The sequence below is a fragment of the Desulfonatronum thiodismutans genome (genome assembly GCF_000717475.1).
Taxonomy (GTDB): Bacteria; Desulfobacterota; Desulfovibrionia; order Desulfovibrionales; family Desulfonatronaceae; genus Desulfonatronum; species Desulfonatronum thiodismutans.
In genome coordinates this window covers 262,558-285,474 of the sequence record NZ_JPIK01000004.1, presented here as the reverse complement: position 1 = coordinate 285,474, position 22,917 = coordinate 262,558, and the positions used below count along the sequence as shown (strand labels likewise).

Annotated in this window: 16 protein-coding genes; 14 read left to right on the top strand and 2 right to left on the bottom strand. The window is 59.1% G+C overall.

The window, feature by feature from the left end:
• Positions 1-93: 93 nt before the first annotated feature.
• Positions 94-1,683: a methyl-accepting chemotaxis protein gene (locus GY33_RS0101900; RefSeq protein WP_051822193.1), complete on the bottom strand. Its 1,590-nt coding sequence runs from the start codon at positions 1,681-1,683 to the stop codon at positions 94-96.
• Between the two features lie 204 nt (positions 1,684-1,887).
• The gene (locus GY33_RS0101895) at positions 1,888-2,325 is read right to left on the bottom strand and encodes a pyridoxamine 5'-phosphate oxidase family protein (RefSeq protein WP_031385708.1); all 438 of its coding nucleotides are present in this window, start codon (positions 2,323-2,325) and stop codon (positions 1,888-1,890) included.
• Positions 2,326-2,443: 118 nt separating this feature from the next.
• Between GY33_RS0101895 and GY33_RS0101890 the strand changes: the two genes are divergently transcribed.
• The 14 genes from GY33_RS0101890 to GY33_RS0101820 all read left to right on the top strand — a co-directional run bounded on the left by GY33_RS0101890 (position 2,444) and on the right by GY33_RS0101820 (position 22,912).
• Positions 2,444-3,715, top strand: a complete 1,272-nt coding sequence (locus GY33_RS0101890) for a glutamate-5-semialdehyde dehydrogenase (RefSeq protein ID WP_031385707.1) — start codon at positions 2,444-2,446, stop codon at positions 3,713-3,715.
• 182 nt (positions 3,716-3,897) lie between these two features.
• Positions 3,898-4,665 carry a nicotinate (nicotinamide) nucleotide adenylyltransferase gene (nadD, locus tag GY33_RS0101885; protein ID WP_051822192.1) on the top strand — a complete coding sequence of 256 codons (768 nt, stop codon included), beginning with the start codon at positions 3,898-3,900 and terminating at the stop codon, positions 4,663-4,665.
• Positions 4,655-6,742, top strand: a complete 2,088-nt coding sequence (locus tag GY33_RS19560) for an MASE3 domain-containing protein (RefSeq protein WP_084184728.1) — start codon at positions 4,655-4,657, stop codon at positions 6,740-6,742. Before nadD ends, GY33_RS19560 begins: the two co-directional genes overlap by 11 nt.
• Positions 6,739-8,160 carry a sigma-54-dependent transcriptional regulator gene (locus GY33_RS0101875; protein WP_031385704.1) on the top strand — a complete coding sequence of 474 codons (1,422 nt, stop codon included), beginning with the start codon at positions 6,739-6,741 and terminating at the stop codon, positions 8,158-8,160. The genes GY33_RS19560 and GY33_RS0101875 overlap by 4 nt, the downstream gene beginning before the upstream one ends.
• Positions 8,161-8,206: 46 nt before the next feature.
• The gene (gene tnpA / locus GY33_RS0101870) at positions 8,207-8,662 is read left to right on the top strand and encodes an IS200/IS605 family transposase (RefSeq protein ID WP_200874819.1); all 456 of its coding nucleotides are present in this window, start codon (positions 8,207-8,209) and stop codon (positions 8,660-8,662) included.
• A gap of 716 nt (positions 8,663-9,378) precedes the next feature.
• Positions 9,379-9,825 carry a response regulator gene (locus tag GY33_RS0101865; protein WP_161788429.1) on the top strand — a complete coding sequence of 149 codons (447 nt, stop codon included), beginning with the start codon at positions 9,379-9,381 and terminating at the stop codon, positions 9,823-9,825.
• Positions 9,822-11,873 carry a methyl-accepting chemotaxis protein gene (locus GY33_RS0101860; protein WP_031385701.1) on the top strand — a complete coding sequence of 684 codons (2,052 nt, stop codon included), beginning with the start codon at positions 9,822-9,824 and terminating at the stop codon, positions 11,871-11,873. Before GY33_RS0101865 ends, GY33_RS0101860 begins: the two co-directional genes overlap by 4 nt.
• Positions 11,874-11,999: 126 nt before the next feature.
• Positions 12,000-12,503: a chemotaxis protein CheW gene (locus GY33_RS0101855; protein ID WP_031385700.1), complete on the top strand. Its 504-nt coding sequence runs from the start codon at positions 12,000-12,002 to the stop codon at positions 12,501-12,503.
• A gap of 228 nt (positions 12,504-12,731) precedes the next feature.
• Positions 12,732-13,568 carry a CheR family methyltransferase gene (locus tag GY33_RS0101845; RefSeq protein WP_051822189.1) on the top strand — a complete coding sequence of 279 codons (837 nt, stop codon included), beginning with the start codon at positions 12,732-12,734 and terminating at the stop codon, positions 13,566-13,568.
• Positions 13,569-13,597: 29 nt separating this feature from the next.
• Positions 13,598-16,243 (top strand): ATP-binding protein, encoded by a 2,646-nt coding sequence (locus tag GY33_RS18890; protein WP_035270994.1) that lies wholly within the window; start codon positions 13,598-13,600, stop codon positions 16,241-16,243.
• A gap of 18 nt (positions 16,244-16,261) precedes the next feature.
• Positions 16,262-18,346 carry a response regulator gene (locus GY33_RS19550; RefSeq protein WP_051822188.1) on the top strand — a complete coding sequence of 695 codons (2,085 nt, stop codon included), beginning with the start codon at positions 16,262-16,264 and terminating at the stop codon, positions 18,344-18,346.
• A 138-nt stretch (positions 18,347-18,484) separates the two neighbouring features.
• On the top strand, positions 18,485-20,590 hold the full coding sequence (locus GY33_RS0101830) for a methyl-accepting chemotaxis protein (RefSeq protein ID WP_152555028.1): 2,106 nt from the start codon (positions 18,485-18,487) through the stop codon (positions 20,588-20,590).
• Positions 20,591-20,595: 5 nt separating this feature from the next.
• Positions 20,596-22,545, top strand: a complete 1,950-nt coding sequence (locus GY33_RS0101825; protein WP_031385695.1) for a hypothetical protein — start codon at positions 20,596-20,598, stop codon at positions 22,543-22,545.
• 40 nt (positions 22,546-22,585) lie between these two features.
• Positions 22,586-22,912 (top strand): STAS domain-containing protein, encoded by a 327-nt coding sequence (locus tag GY33_RS0101820; protein WP_031385694.1) that lies wholly within the window; start codon positions 22,586-22,588, stop codon positions 22,910-22,912.
• Positions 22,913-22,917 lie beyond the last annotated feature (5 nt).

Genomic DNA, 22,917 nt, shown 5'->3' with positions numbered 1-22,917 from the left:
CGCCGTGCCTCTACCAACGCCGTTATACCAAAAAGGCCGGTGCGAGAGCACCGGCCTTTTTGGCGTTTGGAGTAGGAAAGGAACGGTCATTCATCACTCCGCCGGGCACTCGTCTTTCGCCTGGGCCCGCATTCCATCGATGACCGTGTTCAATTCGGCGGCCATCCGGGCCAGTTCGGAGACGGCCTGGGCGGATTGGTTCATGACTTCGCTGGTTTCCGCGGAGATTCGGTTGATGTCCTCCACTCCGCGGTTGATCTCCTCACTGGTGGCGGACTGCTGTTCCGCGGCGGTGGCGATGGAGCGGACCTGGTCCGCGGCCTGTTCGGCCAGGGCCAGGATTTCCTGCAGGGTCGCGCCGGAGGCGTTGGCCCGAGCCGTGGCCTCGGCGACCGCCTCGGCGGCCTTGTCCATGCCGTCGATATTGGTCCTGGTTCCTTGCTGAATGTCCGAGATGGCTTGCCCGACCTCCTTGGTGGCGTTCATGGTCTTTTCCGCCAGCTTGCGCACTTCGTCGGCCACCACGGCGAATCCGCGTCCCGCGTCACCGGCCCGAGCCGCCTCGATGGCCGCGTTCAGGGCCAGGAGGTTGGTCTGGTCCGCGATGTCCTCGATCACGGTCATAATTCGACCGATCTGGTCGGCCTGTTGCCCCAGCCGGCCGAGGTTGGCCTTCAGTTCCTCGGACTGTTGCTGGACTTTGTTGATGGCCGCCACGGATTCGCCCACCACTTTCGCGCCCTCCAGGGCCTTGGTCCGAGACAGGTCCGAAGCTTCGGCGGCCTGGGAGGCGTTTCTGGCCACTTCCAAGACCGTGGCGTTCATTTCCTCCATGGCCGTGGCCGTCTCGCCGGTCCGGTCCCGCTGCTGCTCCGCGCCCCGGCTGGCCTGCTCCACCTGGGCGGCCAACTCTTCGGCGGCCGAGGCCATGGAGTTGGAGACCTGGGTGGCCTGTGATGCCGCCTTGGAGATGATCTCGTTCTGCTCGCAGATTTGAGCTTCCTTGGTTTTCAGGGTGGTCATGTCCACGTAGAGGCAGAAGCCGCCGATGCAGACGCCGTCCAGATCGTACAAGGGGCAGACGTTGGCCAGGACGTGGCGCACCCCGCCTTTATGTCCGGTAATGCTCACTTCCAGGTTGCGAAAGACCTCGCCGGTCTTGATGGCCTTGCCCACGGCGGTCTGGCGTGAGGGGTCGTTATAGAAGATTTCCGCCAGAGTCCGGCCAAGCTGTTTTTTCGGCGGGCCGTCGATCTGAACCATGTCCAGACAGGCCTGGTTCGTAAACAAGGCCCGTTCCTTGGTGTCCACCAGCAGAAACGGCGTGGGCAGTCCTTCGATAATCCCCTTGCTCAGACCCTTTTCGTGCTTCAAGGCATGGGACACGGCCTCCAGGGCCGTGAACAGGCTTGGCAGGCTCTTCGCTCCCCGGCTGGCCTCCAAAGTGCCCTTCTGAAAATTCCCTTCAGCGAGATCTTTCAGCACGGCGGATGCCTCGGCCAGCGCGCGGTTCTGGAGCATCAGCGGCGTCCCCACGACGAACAGGGCGACAAGACCGGCCGCGGCCGTCGTGATGGCTCCGGTGAGTCCGGACGCACCGCTCAAAAACGTGGCGAGCACGGTGCCGACAATGGCTAGGATGCCGATCGCAATGGCTGGAACGGCAAGTTTAGAGGTATCCATAGAGCCTGTCTCCTTGGCTGGCTGATGTGGATGAGAATCGTGGCGGGAAAATGGTGTCCGTTCGCCTTCCTGGTCCAGGACATTTTGATCACATTTGAGGCAATTTACAAGTTATGTAAAGATACTAGCCTAATGAAAAAACACTGGGCAAATAGGGATTTTCGCGGAACCTGGGCGCCTTGTTTCCGTACCTGGGTTTAATCGCTACCCGGCGGTTTCGAAGATCGCCTCGATGGGGCCTTGTAGGAGCAGGAAATCAACGGCCTGGACGGCGATGAAGGCGATGTCCGGGCCGTCCAGAAAGTCATGCAGGTGTGGCAAGCGTCGACGGAGGATGTCCGCGACGGCACGGCATTGTTCCGGATCTTCGAGGGCTTCGGCCCGTCCGTGTACGGTCAGGGCTTTGGTTTTTCCGCGGTCCTGTTCGGGATGCGCACCGCGATCGTCCAGGAGCAGGCTGACCTTCGGATTGGCCTTGAGGTTTGCGAACTTGTTGGTGTTGCGGTAGGTGGCCATGAAAAAGGTTGTGAAATCCTCGGAAGGGGCGAAGCCCATCAGGGACGTGTGCGGCTGGTTGTCCTGAGATGTGGCGAGAACACAGCTTTGCTGACCTTGAATCAGAGCGCGGATGACTTCGTGCATGGTTGTGGTCCTTCAGGCTGCCTCTGAGAATGGCTTTTTGGAACTGTCGTTCTTCATGGTTGTTTTTTTGAACAGGTAGCGACTGGCGGTTGTCTTGTCGAGTCCATAGGAGTGTAGAATGACGAAAGATCTTCAGGGCCGGATGAATCGGCTGGCCCGGGATGCCCGTGACGCGGCCAGGCTGACGGCCAACGCCGAAGGCAGACGCAAGGACGAGGTGCTTCGGGAGCTGGCCCGGCTGTTGCGGGACCGGGCCGGGCAGGTGCTGGAAGCCAACCAGAAGGACGTGGACGCGGCCCTGGCCGCCGGGTTGGACGCGGCCAGGGTGGACCGGCTGCGGATAACTGAGGCGACCGTCGAGGCCATGGCCCAGGCCTGCCTGGAGGTCATGGCCCAAACTGATCCGGTGGGCGAGATCGAAAGCATGTGGCAGCGGCCCAATGGGCTGCGGTTCGGGCGGATGCGCGTGCCCCTGGGCGTGGTGATGATGATCTACGAATCTCGGCCCAACGTAACCATCGAGGCGGCCATCCTGACCCTTAAGGCCGGCAATGCGGCCATCCTGCGGGGCGGTTCCGAGGCCTTCCATTCCAATCAAGTCCTAGCCGAGTTGATCGCGGAGGCGCTGCGGGCCGCCGGGCTGCCGGAGGCCGCGGTCCAACTGGTGCCGGTCACGGACCGGGAGGCTGTGAGGCATTTGCTGAAGCTGGACGAGTTCATCGACGTGGTCATTCCACGCGGCGGCGAGTCCCTGATTCGGGCCGTGGCCGACCAGGCCACCATGCCCGTGTTGAAGCATTATAAAGGTGTGTGCCACATATACGTGGACCAGGGCGCGGACCTGGACAAGGCTCTGGAGATCGTCTTCAACTCCAAAGTGCAGCGCTGCGGGGTGTGTAACGCTTTGGAATGTTTGCTGGTGCACCAGGACGAGGCGCGAATCTTCCTGCCCAAGGTCGCGGAACGTCTGGGGGCCGCGGAGGTGCGTTTCAAGGCCTGCCCGGAAAGCCTGCCCCTGCTCAAGTCCAAGGCCGATGCCGACCCAGCCGAGGAAGGCGACTGGGGTAGGGAGTTTCTGGCCCTGGTCCTGGCCGTGCGGGTGGTCCGGGACATGGATCAGGCCCTGGAGCACATCGCCCTTTACGGCTCCAACCATACCGAGGCCATCCTCACCAGAGACCATGACCGGGCCATGCGCTTTCTGCGCGAGGCCGACGCCTCCCTGGTCCTGGTGAACGCCTCCACCCGGTTCAACGACGGCGGTCAGCTCGGCCTGGGCGCGGAAATCGGGATCAGCACGTCCAAGCTGCACGCTTACGGTCCCATGGGAGTTCGGGAACTGACCGGCGTGAAATTCGTCGGCCTTGGTCAGGGGCAGGTTCGGGAATGAACCTGAAAAGGACGTAACAGTCCCTTGAAATACCCCCAATTGCTGCGTCGCTGCAAAAAGTTCAAACTCTCCGTTTGAATAAATACGCTTCGTCCGTGAACTTTTTTTGCTCCTTGCACTTGGGGTTTTTGAACGGACTGTGGATAAGGACTTTTTCAACACTCAGGTAAGGTGACGGCTGCATGAAGGTCGGCGTTTTCGGCGGGTGCTTCAACCCCGTGCATCACGGCCATCTGCGTCTGGCCGTTGAAGCCCTGGAAATCCTTGGGCTGGACCGGGTGGAACTGGTTCCGACCGCAATCCCGCCGCACAAGGGGCAGCGAGGACTGTTGCCTTTTGGCCTGCGTTGCCGCTTGGTGCAGAAGGCTCTTCATGGGCTTCCCGGCCTGCATTGCTCCTTGGTCGAGGGCGGTCGGCCCGGTCCGTCTTACACCGGAGATACGCTGGAAGAGCTGGCTCGGGCGATGCCCGGAAGCCGGCTCTTTTTTTTGCTCGGCGTCCCGGACCTGCTGACCCTGCCGTCCTGGAAAGACGGCCTGGCCCTGACCCGCAAGGCTCACTTCGTGGCCGTGGCCCGGCAGGACATGGCCCTGGAAACTACCCGTGAATTCGTGCGTTCCCATTGGCCCGAAGCCGACGAAACCGTCTATCCCGGGTGGATGAAAAGCCCCGGCAACATGGTTTGCGAGTGGAGGTTGGGGCCGGGCAGCGGGAATATCCTGTTGATTCGCCCCCCCTATCTGGATATCAGCGCGACCATGATTCGGGACTATTGGAGCGCGGGCCGGGATATCCGTTTTTTTTTGCCGGACCTCGTGCTGGCCGAATTGACCCGGAAGCGGCGCTTGGTTGAGCGGTATTGGGCAAAGCAAGAGGCTAGGAGTGACGTCGGACAAGTCGGCGGCGTCAAAGCCCGCCCACCGAGAGGAGGCTGCATCCATGGCCGATGATTCGTCGCGAGACCTGGGGGAGCGGGGCGGATGGGACTGTCGGAACGGACGGGACGAGCAGGACGGAAGCAGGTCGGTATCGGCATGCCTTGCCTGTGCATTGTCCTCCAAGGGGGTAGGCACGGAGTGTAAATTTTCCGAATATCTCTGGTACACCCTCGGATGTACGATGCTCGGACTTTTGTTCATCGTCGGCAGGTATAACGCCACGCTCTTTCAGGCCGTGACCGAGGTCATTTCCATTGCCGTGGCCTGGGCCGTATTCATGTTGGTCTGGAACGCACGGCGGTTCATCAACAACGACGCCTTGCTTCTGCTGGGCTCGGCCTATTTGTTCATCGGCTTCACGGATCTCTTGCACGCTTTGGCCTTCCTGCAAAGGGATATTTTCCGCGATGCGCCGAACGTGGACCTTCCAGCTCAACTCCGGCTCGTTGGGCGGTACATGGAGGGGCTGGCAATGCTGCTGTTCTCGCTGGTCCTGGGCCGCACCTTCCGTCCTTTCTTCGGGTTGTTATTTTGGGCCGCTTTGGCACTTTTCCTGTTGACCGCCATTTTTTACTGGCAGGTGTTTCCAGTCACGTATGTGGATGGCGAGGGGATGGCTCCCTTCAAGCTGTGGAGTGAATTCGTCGTCTGCGTGTTCCTGCTGTTCGCCCTGGTGGTGCTTTTCCACCGTCGCGATTTGCTCGACGTCAGGGTTTACAGGCTGATTTTCCTGGCCGTGGTCGCCTCTCTGGCGTCAGAATCCACGTTTATCTTCCAGGAGTACGTCGGCGTTCATTCCAACGCCCTCGGCCCGTTACTGAAAATCATTTCATACCTGTTCGTCTACCTGGCCTTGATTCGTTCCGGGCTGATCCACCCCTTGGATTTGATGTACCGGGACTTGGAACGGGAAAAGGCTGAACTGCTGGCAACCAGACAGCACCTGAACTTGGTTTTCGATACGGCCCCGGCCTTGATCTGGCAGAAAAACCGGGATGGAACGTATCTGGAGGTGAACAAGACTTTTTGCCAAACCGTCGGGCTGGAGCGGGGGCAGGTCATTGGCGGGACTGATTACGACATATTTCCACCGAAGATTGCACGGAAATACGTTTTGGACGACCAGGAAGTACTGCGCACGGGCCGCGCCAAGATCGGCATTGAGGAGCAGTATGTCGGCACCTCGGGGAAGCTGGGGTGGGCCGTGACGGACAAGCTGGTCTACCGTGACCGGAACGGAAACATTGCCGGAACCATCGGCTTTGCCAAGGACGTCGCCGAGCGCAAGCTTGCCCAGGTGCGCGAAAAGACCCAGCAGGAACAGCTGGCTCAGGCCGCCAAAATGACCGCGCTGGGCACCCTGGTGGCCGGCGTGGCCCACGAGGTGAACAACCCCAACAATTTCATCATCTTGAATACGCCTCTCCTGGAAGAGGTCTGGGCCGACTCCCTGCCGGTTCTGGAGGCGCACCATGCCGGGCATCCGGAGTTCATGCTGGCCGGGATGCCCTATCCGCGGATGCGAGACAACGTGTCCAGGCTGTTCTCTGGGATCCATGAAGGCAGCAAGCGGATCAAGCGGATCGTGTCCGAGCTGAAGACGTTTGCTCGGCAGCTGCCTCTGGATATGGGCAGCGAGGTGCGGCTGAATCAGGTTGTCGAAGCGGCCCTGACCATGCTCCGCAAGACTATCGCCGAGCATACCAATTTGTTCGAGACGCGATTGGACCCGAATCTTCCTCCGGTGCGGGGCGACTTTCAGAAATTGGAGCAGGTGGTGGTCAATCTGCTGATCAACGCCTGTCAGGCCCTGCCGGACAAGGAACGCCGGATCGTCCTGGAAACCTACTCCGATTCGGACGAGGAAGCCGTGGTTTTGCGCATCACTGATGAAGGTGAGGGGATCGCCCCGGAGAACATCGAGCGGATCTGCGATCCATTCTTCAGTACCCGGCACAATGTCGGCGGTACCGGCTTGGGCTTATCCATCACCTCGTCGATCATCCAGAGCCATAAAGGCCGGATGACCTTCGATTCCGCGCCGGGTTTGGGGACCACCGTGACGATTTTTCTCAAGGCGGGATCATGAAGTCGAACACCGAATCCGCATGGCCCATATTTCTTGTGGATGACGAAGAGTTGCTCTTGGACAGTCTGAGCATGACCTTGCTCACGGCTGGTTTTGGGAACGTGGAAACCTTCACCGACGGGCAGACCGTGCTGGATCGGCTGCCGGATGTCCAGTGCGCATTGTTATTGCTGGACTTGTTCATGCCGGGCAGGGTGCACGGGGAGGCGATCCTGGAACGTTTCCGGTCCGAGGCCCCCCATGTTCCCGTGGTGATGGTCACCGGCGTGGACGAGACCGAAACGGCTGTCCGCTGCATGAAGGCCGGGGCCTTCGACTACCTGATCAAGCCGGTGGAACAGGTCCTTTTGCTGGCCACGGTGCATCGCGCCCTGGCCCATGCCCGGCTGCTGCGCCAAAACATTCATCTGCGCGACAAGCTCCTTTTTGAACGCCTGGACCAGCCTGAGGCCTTCAGCGGGATCATCACCGAGAATCGTCCAATGCAGGCCATCTTTCGGTACATGGAGGTGATCGCGCCCACTGCGGAGCCCGTGTTGATCACCGGAGAGACCGGGACGGGCAAGGATCTCACGGCCACGGCCCTGCACCGGCTCAGTGGGCGAGGCGGGCCGTTTGTCGCCGTCAACGTGGCCGGGTTGGACGACAACATGTTCGCGGACACGCTTTTCGGTCACGTCAAGGGAGCGTTCACCGACGCCCGGCAGGATCGGCGGGGCATGGTGGAGCAGGCCGCGGACGGGACGCTGTTCCTGGACGAGATCGGCGACTTGTCCCTTGCCTCGCAGATTAAGCTGCTCAAGTTGATCCAGGATCACGAGTTCCTTCCCCTGGGCGCGGATAAGCCGCGCCGGAGCAGGGCGCGGATCGTGGCGGCCACCAACCAGGACCTGGAAGCGGCCGAACGCAAGGGGCTTTTCCGCAAGGATCTGTTCTACAGGATCAACACCTATCACGTGCACTTGCCTCCCCTGCGGGAGCGGGGCCGTGACATCTTGCTGCTGGCGGAGCATTATTTGCGCCAGGCTTGCGAGACCTTGAAGATCCCCTCTGAACGGATCGACCCTTCGCTGGCGGATCGGCTCCTGTCTCATTCCTTCCCGGGAAATGTTCGAGAACTGCGCTCCCTGATCTTCAATACCATGGCTCAGGGCGGGCTTCAGGAATTGGAGAAAAAAATGGCCTCTCTGGTCAAAACCCCCGCCTTCCACTTCAATGCCCCAGCCCCGGAAACGGTTCCGGCAATGCTTTTGGGAGCGGACATTCTCTTTCCCGACCCCCTGCCGACCATGGACCAGACAGTTCAGAAACTGGTCCAGGAAGCCCTTCGCCGCTCCGGCGGCAACCAGGCCGCCGCCGCCCGAATGCTCGGCATTTCCAGGCAGGCCATGCACCAGCGGGTCAGTCAGCGGCGTTGAGGCTCGGGAATATGAATCCCGAAGGGATGACATCGTAGAGGAGTGAATGATGGGGAGCACATTAACCAATCTCATTTACCATGTGGTTTTCAGCACCAAAGGTCGAGAACCGGTGCTTGTTTTCGGTATGAGAGACGAACTTTATCGATATATTGGTGGAATCGTCAGAGTCGATAACGGTATCCTCATTGAAGTTGGCGGCATGGCGGATCATATTCATATACTTATGAAGCTCAAGCCAATTCATAAATTTTCGGATGTCATGCAAAAGATAAAGGGAAGTTCATCGAAATGGATCAATGAACAAAATCGGTTGGGAGTGAAATTCAGATGGCAGGATGGGTACGGTGCATTTACCGTTAGTGAATCTCAAGTTCCTGTCGTTGTGAAATATATCCAAAATCAGGAAAAGCATCATGAGGGTTTTTCTTTTCAATCAGAATTTGAATTGCTTCTTGAGCGACATAATGTTGAATATGATGCGGAATTTATTTGGAATTGAAAGAAATGTCGTCCTTTCAGGACTTGATATTGTTGTGTGTTGCGTTCCGGTGGTTGAAACCACCGGCTCTACGATGTTTCCCCTTCAGGGAAATTGAAATGCCTTTGGTACCTTGTGCCTGTGCCGGTGGTTAAAACCACCGGTTTTTCAGCATTGCTCCCTGGGAAATTCAAATACATTTTGTTCGTTGTGATTCGAATTTTCATAAATCCCGGAGGGATGACATCGTATAGCCGGTGGTTTCAACCACCGGAAAATGGGTACCCCCCAAATAATGAGTCCTGAAGGGACGACATGAGCCGTTGGGACGATAGGAAAATGTCGTCCCTTCAGGACTTGATATTGTTGTGTGTTGCGTTCCGGTGGTTGAAACCACCGGATAATGGGACGACATAACTCCCTTCTCCCTTCCTCATCTTCTTCTTCCCCCGCGTCAATCCAGCTTGACGCAATCCACTCGTCAAGTCGGCTTGACCTTCTCAATCCACCACACTGCAAACGCTTTCAATTTCCTCTCTCCCTCCTGGCCGCCGTCAATCTGGCTTGACTCCGATGCCGAAGCGGCGCTCGCCTAATTCATTGGCAATACATCTGCATTTCAATTGGTTGGATTGTGAACACTCCATGGCATGGCAAATGCTTATGGTGTGCATGGCGTCGTGTCGGTCATTCCGGGGCCGAACATGGCGGACGGCAATCATCTGAACAGGTGCACTGTGTCCCAAAAAACGATTCTCATAGTGGACGACGAAGAAGAGGTCCTCTTTTCCCTCGGCCTTGTCCTGCGTCGGGCCGGTTACACCGTGCTGGAGGCCGGGCATGGGATCGAGGCTTTGTCCGTGATGGCCGAGGTCGTTCGAACCGGACCAGGCATTGATCTGGTGATTACGGATCTGAGGATGCCGTATATGGACGGACCGGAGTTGCTGGCCGTCATGCACAGCAAGGGATTTAACCCGAACGTCATGGTCATGACCGGGTATGCCCACGAAGCGCTTGCCGCGGAGTGGCAATGCAGGGGATGTCCTCCAATCATCTACAAACCTTTTGAGGCCGAAGAACTGCTGCGTGAGGTCGCCGGGGCTTTGGCGAAGCCGTCTGTATGCGTCGATATGATGGATGCGTCTGTCGGGAACACATTCAACCAGGAGGGAGTCGGATGAAAAACATTAAACTTGGAGTGAAGCTTGTTGGCGGATTCGCCATTGTCGCTTTGATTGTCTTCATCGTTGGAGCGTTTGGTTGGTATGAAGCACGGAATCTGGCCGGACAGATCAACGAGGTGGGGCGCGTTCGGCTGCCCAGCGTTGAAGCCTTGTTGGAAATCGAAAAAAGCTACGAATCTCTGCGCGTGGCCCAGCGCACCCTGCTCGTGCCGGGCTTGAGCCGAGAGGACAACCAACGCCAGGTTGATATCCTGACCAGGCTACGGGCTGATATCGCAAAGCTGCGGGAAGCCTTCGAAGCCCTGCCGGCCACGGCCGAGGAGACGGCGCTGTGGCGGCAGGCGGCGGCGTCTTTGGACCAGTGGCGGGATGTCAATGACAGGTTTATCCAAATGGCCAGGGAGCTGCATCAGACGGGAATCAATAACCCGGCCAACCTGCGGGGAAATCTGGAACAGTTTCGAGCGGATCACCATGCGTTGGTGGGCCAGGCCTACGGCTTGATCACCCGTAACGTACAGTTCGAGGGCGGGGACAACCCCGAGGCCTGTAATTTTGGGCGTTGGCTGGCCGGATTCAGGACCGAGAACCCGCGGCTTCTGGACATCTTGCGGCGTATGCCCGCCTCTCATAATCCTTTTCACCAGTCCATCGCCAGGATCAAGGAGCGGATGCAGGTGGGCGACGTGGACGGGGCCAACCGGATTCTGGCTCAGGAAACCTTGCCCATGGCCCGGCAGACCTTCGAGCTTTTTGACGAGCTGCTGGCCGTGGCCCAGGAAGCGGAAACCATGCTCGAGAACATGATCCAGACCGCCATGGTCACGGTGCGGGAGCGGCAGATGGAGGCTCTGAGAAACCTGAACCAAGTGCTGGAGCGCAATCAGCAGGCTGCCGCTGAAGCCGTGGAAATCGCGGAAGCCGAAGCGGCCATGTCCCAATTCGTGGCCATTCTCGGGATCGTTCTTGGCGTGATTATGGCCTTGGGCTTGGGCACTCTGCTGACTATGGCCATCACCCGACCGGTTGCCAAGGGCGTGCGCTTTTCCGAGGATCTTTCCGAAGGTGAGTTGGATGCCAAGCTGGACGTGGACCAGAAAGATGAGATCGGGATGTTGGGCAAGGCCATGCAGGAGATGCAGGGCAAGCTCCGGGAGATCGTGGGCGAGGTGAAATCCGCCTCGGAGAACGTGGCTTCGGGCAGCGAGCAGCTTTCGGCCTCGGCGGAACAGATGTCTCAGGGGGCTACGGAACAGGCCGCCGCGGTGGAGGAAGTTTCGTCGAGCATGGAAGAGATGACCGCGAACATTAAGCAAAACGCGGACAACGCGGCCCAGACCGAGAAGATCGCCCTGCAGGCGGCCAAGGACGCCCAGGAGGGTGGGCAGGCCGTTTCTCAGACCGTGACGGCCATGAAGCAGATCGCGGAAAAGATCTCCATCATCGAGGAAATCGCCCGCCAGACCAACTTGCTGGCCCTGAACGCGGCCATCGAGGCGGCCCGGGCCGGTGATGCGGGCAAGGGGTTCGCGGTCGTCGCCGCCGAAGTGCGCAAGCTGGCCGAGCGCAGCGGTTCCGCGGCTACGGAAATCAGCGAACTGTCCAGGTCCAGCGTCCAGGTGGCCGAGCAGGCCGGAGAGATGCTGGTCAAGATCGTCCCGGACATCCAGCGCACCGCGGAATTGATCCAGGAGATCAACGCGGCCAGCCGGGAGCAGAGCATCGGCGTGGAGCAGATCAACAAGGCCGTGCAGCAACTGGATCAGGTCATTCAGCAGAACGCCTCGGCCGCCGAGGAAATGGCCTCCACATCCGAGGAACTCTCCAGTCAGGCCGAAGAACTCCAGGCCACCATGGCCTTCTTCAAGATGAGTGGTTCGGGTACATTGTCCCGATCCCGAAAGACCACCGGGCGCACCACGCACGCCAACATGCTTGCCCCCGCTCCGCGCAAGCCCGCTCCCGTGGCCCAATCGGCCAAGGCACGGGGGTTGGCCTTGGACATGGGGCCGGACAAGGGTGACGACGAGTTTGAGAAGTTCTAGGGCGGAATGGGTTCAACGGTTCAATGGTTCACGGTTCAACGGTCGGGGTCGTGCTATCCGCCTCATCAACCATTGAACCGCTGAACCGTGAACCGCTGAACCATAAGAATCCCGGAGGAAAACGATATGGACGAAAAACAGACCAAGAATCTGAATCAATACCTGACCTTCACCCTGGACAAGGAACTGTACGCCATGGACATCGCCAAAGTCCGGGAGGTTCTGGAGTACACGGACATTACCCGGGTGCCCCGGACCCCGGAGTTTCTGCGCGGGGTGATCAATGTCCGGGGGCGGGCCGTGCCCGTGGTGGACATGCGCCTCAAGTTCGGCTTGAGCCGGACCGAGCAGACCGTGAACACCTGCATCATCATCACCGAAGTGGACGTGGACGGCGAGTCCACGGTCCTGGGAGCCCTGGCCGACTCGGTCCGGGAAGTGTTCGACCTGGAGCCCGACCAGATCGAACCCGCCCCGAGGCTGGGCACGAGGATCAAGACCGAGTTCATCGAGGGCATGGGCAAGCAGGGCGATGAGTTCATCATCATCCTGAACATCGACAAGATTTTTTCCGCGGATGAACTCTCCGTGGTGCTCGGGGTTGGAGAAGAGGAAGTCAAGGTGGCGTAATTTCTCCTGTTGGCGACGGTTCTCCGGATCGCTGATGGTCGCGGTCCGGGGAGCCTTTTTGCTGTTTTCCAAGGGTCTTTTGTCAAAAATATTTCAGTTTTCTTATTGTCTTTTCCTCGTCGCCATTTCCCATATATGCGCCAGTCATATATGGATCGAGAGCAAATCCGCCTCGGCCCGCATCATCTTTCCCGTGACATCCGACACAAAGGCAGGATAGGTACCATATTGCAAGGCATTGGTCCGTCACTTGAGCAGATCCTCGCGTATCTTCTGGAGAACCGCGGAATTGATTTCTCCGGCTACCATCCGGCCATGCTGGAGCGCCGCGTCAAGCAGCGTCTGCGCGTCGCGGGATGTGGGGACATGGCCGGGTATTGCATCTATTTGCTGAACACCCCAGGGGAAATCGACAACCTCCTGGATGCGATCACCATCAATGTCAGCCGGTTTTTCAGGGATACCCTGACCTTCGAGCTGATCGCGGATCAAATACTGCCGACCCTTGCCAGGGAAAAGATGAATCGAAACGAGGCTTCGCTGCGCATCTGGTCCGCGGGCTGCGCCCGGGGCGAGGAACCGTATTCCATGGCCATTCTGATTCGAGAGCTGCGAGACAAGGAAGGCTGGCCCGAGAACGTGCATTTTTTCGCTACGGATATTGACCCCAAGGTCCTGGACGCGGCGGACAAGGCTCAGTATACGCTGGAGAGCCTGAAGAATGTAAAATTCAAGCTTTTGAGCAAATATTTTTCACGGCATGGCGATTTGTTCACGCTGAACCCGGAGATCCGGGAGATGGTCACGTTCTCGCGTTACGACTTGCTGGACAAAGTCCGCGGGGTTCCCCCGGAGAGCGTGTTCGGCGACTTCGATCTGGTGCTGTGCCGCAACGTGCTGATCTATTTCAACCTGCACTACCAGGCCGGGATATTCGAGCGGCTTTATCACGCACTCAGTCCCAGGGGATTTCTCGTGTTGGGCATGGTGGAAAAGCCTCCGGAATGTTTTCGGAATCATTTCCAACGGGTGTTCGCGTTCAGCCAGATTTATGGCAGGCGATAGGAGCTAATAGTAGGAGCTAATAGGCGGATATGAAGCTCAAAGACATGCGCATCAGGACACAAATCAGGCTCGGTATGGGGGCGATCCTGCTGCTGGTAGCCACACTCGCGGCATTGGCCTGGTTCCAGACGGATCAGCTTTGGCGGCAAACCAAGGTCCTTTACGAGCACCCTCTTGAAGTTCGCCGGGCCATCGGGGAACTGAAAGCCGACGTCCTGACCATCCATTGGGCCATGGAGGAATTGTTCGCGCATGACACTCCCCGAAACGTCGAGCACATTCTTGCGCTGATTACCGCCCACGAAGCCAATGCCAGGGCGCAGTTCGATATCCTGTTCGACCGCTATTCCGGGGATCGAGCGGATGTCGAAGTCTTGTTCCTGGCCGTGGAAGGATGCCGGGCAAATCGCGAAGAAGTTCTCCGGCTGTTCCGGGCCGAGAATATTGACACGGCCCGAGCCGCGAACATTCACAAGGAGGTCGGGCCGGACACTCCCCATTTGCGGGAGGTGATGGGCCTGCTCCGGAGGGTGGACGACATTTCCCGCGACTACGCGGACCATTACTACCGGACCGCATCGATCCATCACCGGACAATGACCGCCAAGATGGTGTTCTCCGTGGCGGCCATCATTCTGATGACGGCAACCATTGGTTATTTTCTTTATGCCTGGATCAGCAGGCCTTTGAGAGATTTGACGGATTTGACGAGACGCTTTCGGGAAGGCGACTTCGGGGTCCGCGGTCGTAGCGCACCGGCCAATGAATTCGGAACGCTTGAAGGTGCATTCAACCAGATGGCGGAATCCATATCCTCGCAGATGGATTTGCGGAATATCAACGACCATATTTCGGAAATCCTTTTGAACGCTAACGACCTTCCCACATTCAGAAAAGAACTCCTGAACACGCTGATGGAAGCCACTGATTCCCAGATGGGGGCGTATTTCAAACGCAACCCGTCGGAAGACGTTTTTGAGCCGTTCGTCTCCATCGGCGTCGACCGGGAACGCTTGAAGGCGTTTGATGCGTCTACATTGGAAGGGGAAATCGGAAAAGTGCTGACCACCGGGAAAATGGTCCGCTTGCGGGACATCCCCGGCGATTCGGTTTTTCACTTCCGAACCTTCGCGGGATCCCTGCCGCCCAAGGAATTGATCAGTTTTCCCATCATTCTCGACGACGGCGTCAGGGGTATCCAGGGCGTCATTTCCCTGGCCAGCATCAAGGGGTATGCCCCGAAAGCCATCGAAATCCTGAGCCTCCCGTGGGCCACTCTCGTGCATACGGTGTTTGCCAACCTCGTGGCCAATGACAGAACTCGGCGGTTGTCCGAAGAGTTGTTGGAGAGCAATCAAGAACTTCAGGTTCAGCAGGAGGAGTTGCATGCCCAGGCCGAGGAACTGCAAGCTCAGAACGAGGAGCTGCATTCCCAGGCCGAGGAACTGGAACTCCAGCGACAGGCCGTGGAAGAGGTCGCCCGCCTTAAAAGCCAGTTCCTGTCCAACATGAGCCACGAATTACGCACGCCTCTGAACTCCGTGATGGCCCTGTCCCGCGTGCTGATGATGCAGGCCAGGTCCAAGCTCAGCAAGGAAGAGGCGAGTTATCTGGAAATCATCGAGCGCAACGGAAAGAATCTGCTGGCCTTGATCAATGATATTCTGGACCTTTCCAAGATCGAGGCCGGCAGGATGGACGTCTACCCTAAGCCGTTCGCCCTTGGCCGGACTCTGGAAAACGTCGTGGAAAGCATCATGCCCCTGGCCAGGGAAAAACGGATCGACCTGCATCACGACATCCCCGCGGACCTTCCGACCATTGAAAGCGACGAGCTTCGGATCACCCAGGTTCTGCAAAACCTGCTCGGTAATGCCGTCAAGTTCACGGATACGGGCGGCGTCAGCGTTTCCGTGCGGGCTGACCGGGAAAAGGTCTTTCTGCGGGTCACGGATACGGGCATCGGCATCACGAAAAACGATCTGCCGCATATCTTTGATGAATTCCGTCAGGCGGACGGCTCCTCGTCCAGAAGGCATGAAGGGACCGGTCTCGGTCTGGCTATTGCCCAAAAGTCAGCCAGACTGCTTGGCGGCGACATCTCGGTGGAAAGCGCGCCAGGCAAGGGATCGACTTTTACCCTGACCCTCCCGTTGGTATGGCAGGGGGCGGCGCTGATTCATGAGCCGGTGAGTATGAAGCCGCTTTCTAAAGACGGCATAATGCGCTCCCATGCTTTCGTCGCCATGGGCGAGCGGTCCCATCAGCCCCGAATTTTACTGGTGGAGGATAACGAGGCGGCGATCATCCAGGTCCGGTCCGTGCTGGAAACCGCCGGGTATGCCGTGGATGTGGCCAGAGACGGCCGGGAAGCACTCGATTTCGTGGCTCTAACCATCCCTGACGGGATCGTCCTGGATCTGATGATGCCCCAGGTGGACGGGTTCGCGGTGTTGGAAAAAATCAGGAGCACGTCGGCCACGGCGAGCATTCCGGTTCTGGTGCTCACGGCCAAGGACTTGACGTCCGATGACCTCAAGCGCCTTTCCGCCAACAGCATCCAACAACTCGTGCAAAAGGGAGATGTGGACCGGGAGAGCCTGCTGAGCAAGGTATCGGCCATGGTCGGGGGAATGCCCAGGGGAATGCCTGGAGCGTCGAAAAACCAGGCATAAAGTCGAGCAGAGGGAATCATGCCGAAGATACTCGCCATTGACGACAAGAAAGACAATCTGGTCAGCCTGAGCGCACTCCTCAGGAACCTGATGCCCGAATGCACCGTGATCACCGCTGAGTCCGGCTATGAAGGGATTGACAAGGCAGTGCATGAAGCGCCGGACGTCGTCCTGCTGGATGTACAGATGCCCGACATGGACGGTTTTGAAACCTGTCGCGGTTTGAAGGCCGAGGAGAAGACCAAGTCCATTCCGGTGATCATGATCACGGCCATCAGGACCGACGCGCAAAGCAGGATCAAGGGCCTGGAGATCGGCGCGGACGCTTTTCTGTCCAAGCCCATCGACGAGCAGGAGCTGGTTTCCCAGGTCAAGGTGGCCCTGCGGATCAAGTCCGCGGAGGATGCCCTGCGCAGGGAGCGGGATTCCCTTGAAGAAATCGTTCAGGCGAGGACCGCGGAGCTGCGTGAGAGCGAGGCTCGATTCAGGGCCCTGCACAATGCCTCCTTTGGGGGAATTACCATCCACGACCAGGGCGTTATCCTGGAGTGCAATCGGGGCCTGTCTGATCTGACGGGATATTCGTATGAGGAACTGATCGGCATGGACGGCCTGTTGCTCATATCCGAGAAGACCCGCGACATGGTGTTGCGGAACATTCAAGCCGGATACGAACAGCCCTACGAGGCCGTTGGCGTCCGGAAGAACGGGGAAGAGTATCCGCTCCGTCTGGAAGCGCGCAACATCCCTTACAAGGGAAAAGCTGTCAGAGTTGTGGAATTCCGGGATATCACGGAGCAAAAAGAAGTTGAGCAGTCCTTGGTCATGGCCAAGGAGCAGGCCGAGGCCGCGAATCGCGCCAAATCCGAATTCCTGGCCAATATGAGCCATGAACTGCGCACGCCCTTCAATGGGATCATGGGCATGATGCAACTGTTGCTGAGCACCCCCCTGGACGAGGAGCAGCGCGAGTTCGTCACCCTGGCCATCACGTCATCCGAACGGTTCACCCGTCTGCTTTCGGACATCCTGGATCTTTCCAGCATCGAGGCGGGTAAGATGGTCATTTGTCCCGCTCGGTTCGACCTTGGCGATTTGTTGGAGTCCATATCCGGCCTGTTCGTCGTCAGCGCCCGGCAAAAAGGAATCACCCTGGAGTGTTCCATGGATGACGACGTGCCCAGGCATGTCATCGGCGATGCGATTCGGGTCAAGCAGATCCTGTTCAATCTGTTGGGCAACGCCCTGAAGTTCACGGAGCGGGGTTCCGTCCAAGTCAACTTGGCCACTCTTTCAGCCGCCAAGGGCAAAGACGCCCGGATCATGGTTTCCATTTCCGATACGGGCATCGGCATCCCGGACGACAAATTCAAGGACTTATTCCAACCCTTCTCCCAGGTGGACGGGTCCTATACCCGAGCGCACCAGGGTGCGGGACTCGGCTTGGTTATCGTCCGCAGGCTCGTTGCGTTGATGGGCGGGAACATCGACGTGGAGAGCGTGGTCGGCCAGGGAACCACCGTCCACGTGCTTCTGCCTTTTGTCCTGCCTGAGCAGGAAGTTTCCGAGCCGATCCACGCGACCTCCGCACTCGGAGAGCCAAAAAAGCGTCTGAACATCCTCCTTGCGGAAGACGAACCTCTGAACCAGTTGTTCATGCGCTCGATCCTGCAAAAGCTCGGGCATGCCGTGACCCTGGCCCAAAATGGTCAAGAGGCCGTGGAATACTGGAAGTATAACGGGTTCGACTGCATTCTGATGGATATCCAGATGCCGGTGATGACCGGGGTGGAGGCGACGAAAATGATCAGGAGTCAGGAATCGGAAGTCAGGAGCCTGAAGGGGGCGGAAAACCGGATGGCGGGCGTCGGTGAGCGATTTTTCGACCCTCAGGTTTCAGGTCACCTCCCTCCTCCCTCTCTTTCATCTCCCTCCCGGCACACCCCGATCATCGCCGTCACTGCTCACACCCAGCCCGGGGACAGGGAGCGCTTCCTGGCCGCGGGCATGGACGATTACCTGGGCAAGCCGGTGGGAGTTAAGGATTTGGAAAAGGTGTTGGAGAGGAATGTTCGCAAATGGGAACTTGAAGGTGCCAGTTGAAAGAAGCTAGGTATTACCGTGCATTTGTCATTCCCGTCGCTTGGTTTTTTGGGAAAATCAGCGTATCGGGGATTGGAAAATGCAATAACGGCTGGAGCAGGCTGCATGTAAGTCCGGGTGACTAAAAGGAGCAATAAGATGTCGGGGATGAATCAAGTGAATCCGCGAGTCATGGTCTGGGGGTTGAGCATCGTCGCGCTGTTTTTTTTCGCCGCGGCGCTGTGGTCGGAATTCTGGTGGCTGTTCGGTTTCGGCGCGGTGGCGCTGGGCTGGGCGGCCTTTTTTTCGACCTCGTCCGCGGGCAAACCGTCGCCCCTGGCCTTGAGGGCCGCGGAGGCGGTGGCGGGCGGCAAGCCCGTTGACGCGGAGGCCTTGGAGCAATCCGGCGGCGTGGACCAATTGATCGGCGGGCTGGTCCGCGCGGCCCAGGACAATCGCCGCGACGTCCGGTTTTTGCGCCAGGGATTGGCTGAACTGAGAGCCCCGGTTCTCATCTGCGACGCCCAGCGACGGGTCGTCTTCGCAAACGCGGCCTTTTGCGCGGTTCTGGGCAAGACCGAGGATCAGGTCCGGACCAAGCCGCTGAAGGATGTGTTGTTCGGTTCTTCCGGAGGAGCCGCTTCGGCGGTGGAACTGGAAACGGCGTTGGCTGAAGGACGGGGGCTGGACGCGGAACTTTCCTTGAAACTAGCCAATGGCAAGACTTGGTCCGTGCGTTGCGTGCTGGCCCCGGTGCGTGACGGCGCGGAGCCCCTGAGTGGTTTCGTGCTGCTGTGCATGGACATGGGAGCCTTGAAGGAGCAGCGGGACCGGCTGGAGGAAGAGAACCGGAAGCGCCGGGTTTTGGGCGAGGAGATTAACGAATTGTCTCAGCGCGTAGCTTCGGCCTCGGAGGAACTTTCGGCTTCGGCCGACGAGCAGGCTCGGGGAGCCATGCAGCAGAAGGGGCAGACCGATTCCGTAGCCACGGCCATGGAGCAAATGGCGGCCACGGTTTTGGAAGTGGCCAGGAATTCGTCCAGTGCTTCCCAGGCGGCCGAGGAAGCCAAGGCTTCGGCCAGTGAGGGGGTGGTGCTGGTGGAAAAGGCCGTCGCCGGGATCAACGGTGTGGCCGACTCGGCCCGGGAGCTGGCCCAGGTGCTGACCCAACTCAATGAACAGGCCGGAGCCATCGGGAAGATCATCAACGTGATCAATGATATCGCGGATCAGACCAACCTCTTGGCCCTGAACGCGGCCATTGAAGCGGCCCGGGCCGGGGACGCCGGGCGAGGGTTCGCCGTGGTGGCCGACGAGGTACGCAAACTGGCCGAAAAGACCATGACCGCGACCAAGGAAGTGGAGCACGCCGTATTAACCATCCAGGGCCGGTCCAAGGACGCGGTGGCCTCCATGGAGCAGACCGAGCGCCAGGTCCGGGAGAGCACCGAACTCTCCAACCAGGCCGGAGAATCCCTGCGTTTGATCATGCAGCGGGTGGAGGAAGTGGTCTCCCAGGTCGCGCAGATTGCCGCGGCCGCGGAAGAGCAGTCCGCCGCGGCGGAAGAAATCAACCACAGCATTGAGGGCATCGCCCAGATCGCCCATGAGGCCGACGAAGGCGCGGGCCAGACCGCCGCGGCCACCCGCGACCTGGCTCAATTGGCCCAGGAATTGCTTTCCGCCTCTCAGAGATTCAGCGGGGCCGGGTCGGACATGAGCAAGCTGGCGGCTTCGGAAGGGCAGATGAAAGGGGTGCTGCCCAAGTTGATGCAGGAATTCGTCAAGGAGAAATTCGGCCAGGACGTTTACAAAAAGTTGCAGGAGGAATTGGGCAACCCGGTCTTCCTGCCCACGGCCAGCTATCCGGATCAGGTCTTGCAGCAGATGGCGGAGATCGTTTCCCGGATCACCAGGAAGAGCAAACGGGACGTGCTCATGGGCCTGGGGATGTTCACCGTGCCTCAGTTCCACAAGATGTACCGTCGCTACTTCAACGCCAAGAATCTCAAGGACTTCTACCTGAAGATGAACGACATCCACGCCCAGTTGACCAAGGAGCATCCCGGGATCAAGCCTCCCACCTTCACCTATGAGGACAAGGGCGACGTGTTGTTCATGAACTACCGCTCCAAGCGCGGGCTGTTCGACTATTTCGAGGGCATTGTGAAGAGCGCGGCCCAGTTCATGAAGGAGCGGGTGGACGTGAAGGTCAAGCCGTTGGACGAGCACACGGCCAGGGCGGAAATCCGGTTTCACAAGTAAAAGCCATGGCTGCCGACTCGATGACGCATTCCGGCTTTGATCCGGCACGGTTTCCGGAACATGCCCAGGAGTGGTCTCAGAGCCTTGAGGCTCTGGGCCGCGACCTGGCCCGGATCATTCCGGACAGGGAAGAGGCGTTTTTGACTCTGGGCGCGGACATCCAGGCCTTTTCCTCCAAGGCCAAGGCCATGGCCAAGCAAGCCGCGGCCTTGACCGAACTGACCGCGGGGGAAGAGATCTCCCAGATCGTCGAGACCTTGGGAGGCGAGCTGGACCAGATCAATGCGGTTTGCGGCTTGTCTTGCCGGAGGGAGGATTTGGGTCGGTTGGAGCAAGTGGTGGAGCTGATCGGCTCCCTGGAGCGACGTTCCGGCAGTTTCCGCAAAATCGTCCGTACGCTGCAAATGCTCGGCGTGACCACGCGGATCGAAAGCGCCCGGTTGGGGGAAAAAGGCCGGGGCTTCATGAATCTGGCCGGACAGGTGGACAGCCTGGGTCTGAACATCATCGACCACTGGGCAAAAATCCAGGCCGACGCCACGCACCTGGGCGAGCAGGTTTCCTCGGCCCTGACCCGGACCGGAACCCTGGTCCGGGAACAGCAGGCCGTGACCGAGGAGGCCTTGAGCAGCGGCCAGGCCAACCTGGCGACCCTGGGCCGCCTGTCCGAACACTCCGCCGATGCTTCGCGGACATTGTCCAAGCGGACCGGGGAAGTCAGCCGACACGTCGGGTCCATTGTGGCCTCCCTCCAGTTTCACGACATCACCCGGCAGCAAGTGGAGCACGTCTGCGAGGCCGCGGAGGACATGGTTCGGATGCTCGGCGAGGAGGTGGGAAGCGGAACCGGCGACGCCGATTACCGGAGTATGCAGGAAACGGCGTGCTGGATCGCGGACGTCTGTTCCTTGCAGGCCTCCCAGCTGAGCCACTGCCGCAAGGCCTTTGAACAGGCCATCAACACCCTGATCGTCGATTTGTCCAGCATTGCCGAGACTGTTGACGGCCTGAACCGGGACCTGGGCGGGATGCTGAGTTCGGAAGGGGACTCCAGTCGGAACGTGCTGGACCAGATTGAGGCCAATGTGCATCACCTGATCGACTTCATGCGCGGGTTCGGGGCCAAAAGCGAGGAATTGGGCGCAATCATGGTTCAGGTGGCCGAGACCGTGGCCCAGATGGCCGGTTTTGTCGGGAACATCGAGGAGGTGGGCTCGGAGATCGAGCTGATCGCTCTGAACGCCAGCGTCCAGGCGGCCCATACCGGCGACGAGGGGCTGGCTCTGGGCGTGTTGGCCGGGGCCATTCAACGTCTGTCCATGGACGCCAGGACCGTGACCGACGAGGTGGCCGGGGAGTTGCGGGCCATTTCCGACCATGCCTTGGAACTGCAAAAGCTGTCCGATGTCTCCGCGGATACCCGGCGGATGGAGCAAATGACGGGGCGGCTGGAGGAAATGATCAACAGTCTTCGCAACCTGAATCGGCAAACCATGGACATGTCCGGCGATATCCGGGCTGACGGGGACGTCCTCTGCCGGGATCTCCAGGTCCAGATCGACGGGATCACCTTTCATCACGACGTACTTCATGATCTGGCTCAGGCCAGGGGAGCCTTCGAGCAACTCGCTGATCAGGCCATGGTCCAGTCCTCGGATGACTGTGATCCGTCCAAGCGGTCGGATCGATTGAAAGAACTTTTGGCCCGATACACCATGGAAGCCGAACGCATGGTCCACCTGGGGGAAGAGCACGGCGAGGCCGCTGCGGCGGAAGGCGACGACGTTCAATTGTTCGGCGATGATGACGGCGTTGAGCTGTTCGGCGACGACGACAACAACGTGGAATTGTTCGACGGCGACGACGGGGTGGAACTGTTCGACGACCCCGAAGCCGAAGGCAAGGACGACAAGCGGCGCAAGGAAGACTTCGGCGACAACGTGGAACTGTTTTGACGATCCGGCCAGGATCTGACGTGTCAGAAGGGGGCAAGCTATGGGAGAATGGGCGATATCCGCTCCGGAATCCGCGACCCGGCTGCTGAAGCTTTCCGGACGCTGGGGCGTGGAAGGGGCCGAGGAGTTGCACCAGGCGTTTACGCAGGCCTTGGAACAGTCTGTCGGCGACGTCGCGATCCATGTCGACTTGGAGGACCTGGAAGATGTGGATTTGACTTTTTTTCAGGTGCTCGGCTCCGCGGCCAAATCCATGGGGTCGAAGGAACTGTATTTCGTGAACATCCCGGAGCATGTCATGACCAAAGCGGAGTGGATAGGGTTTGCTCCCCGGCATGTCAGCGGGATTTTTAGGAAAGGAGCTTAATTTTT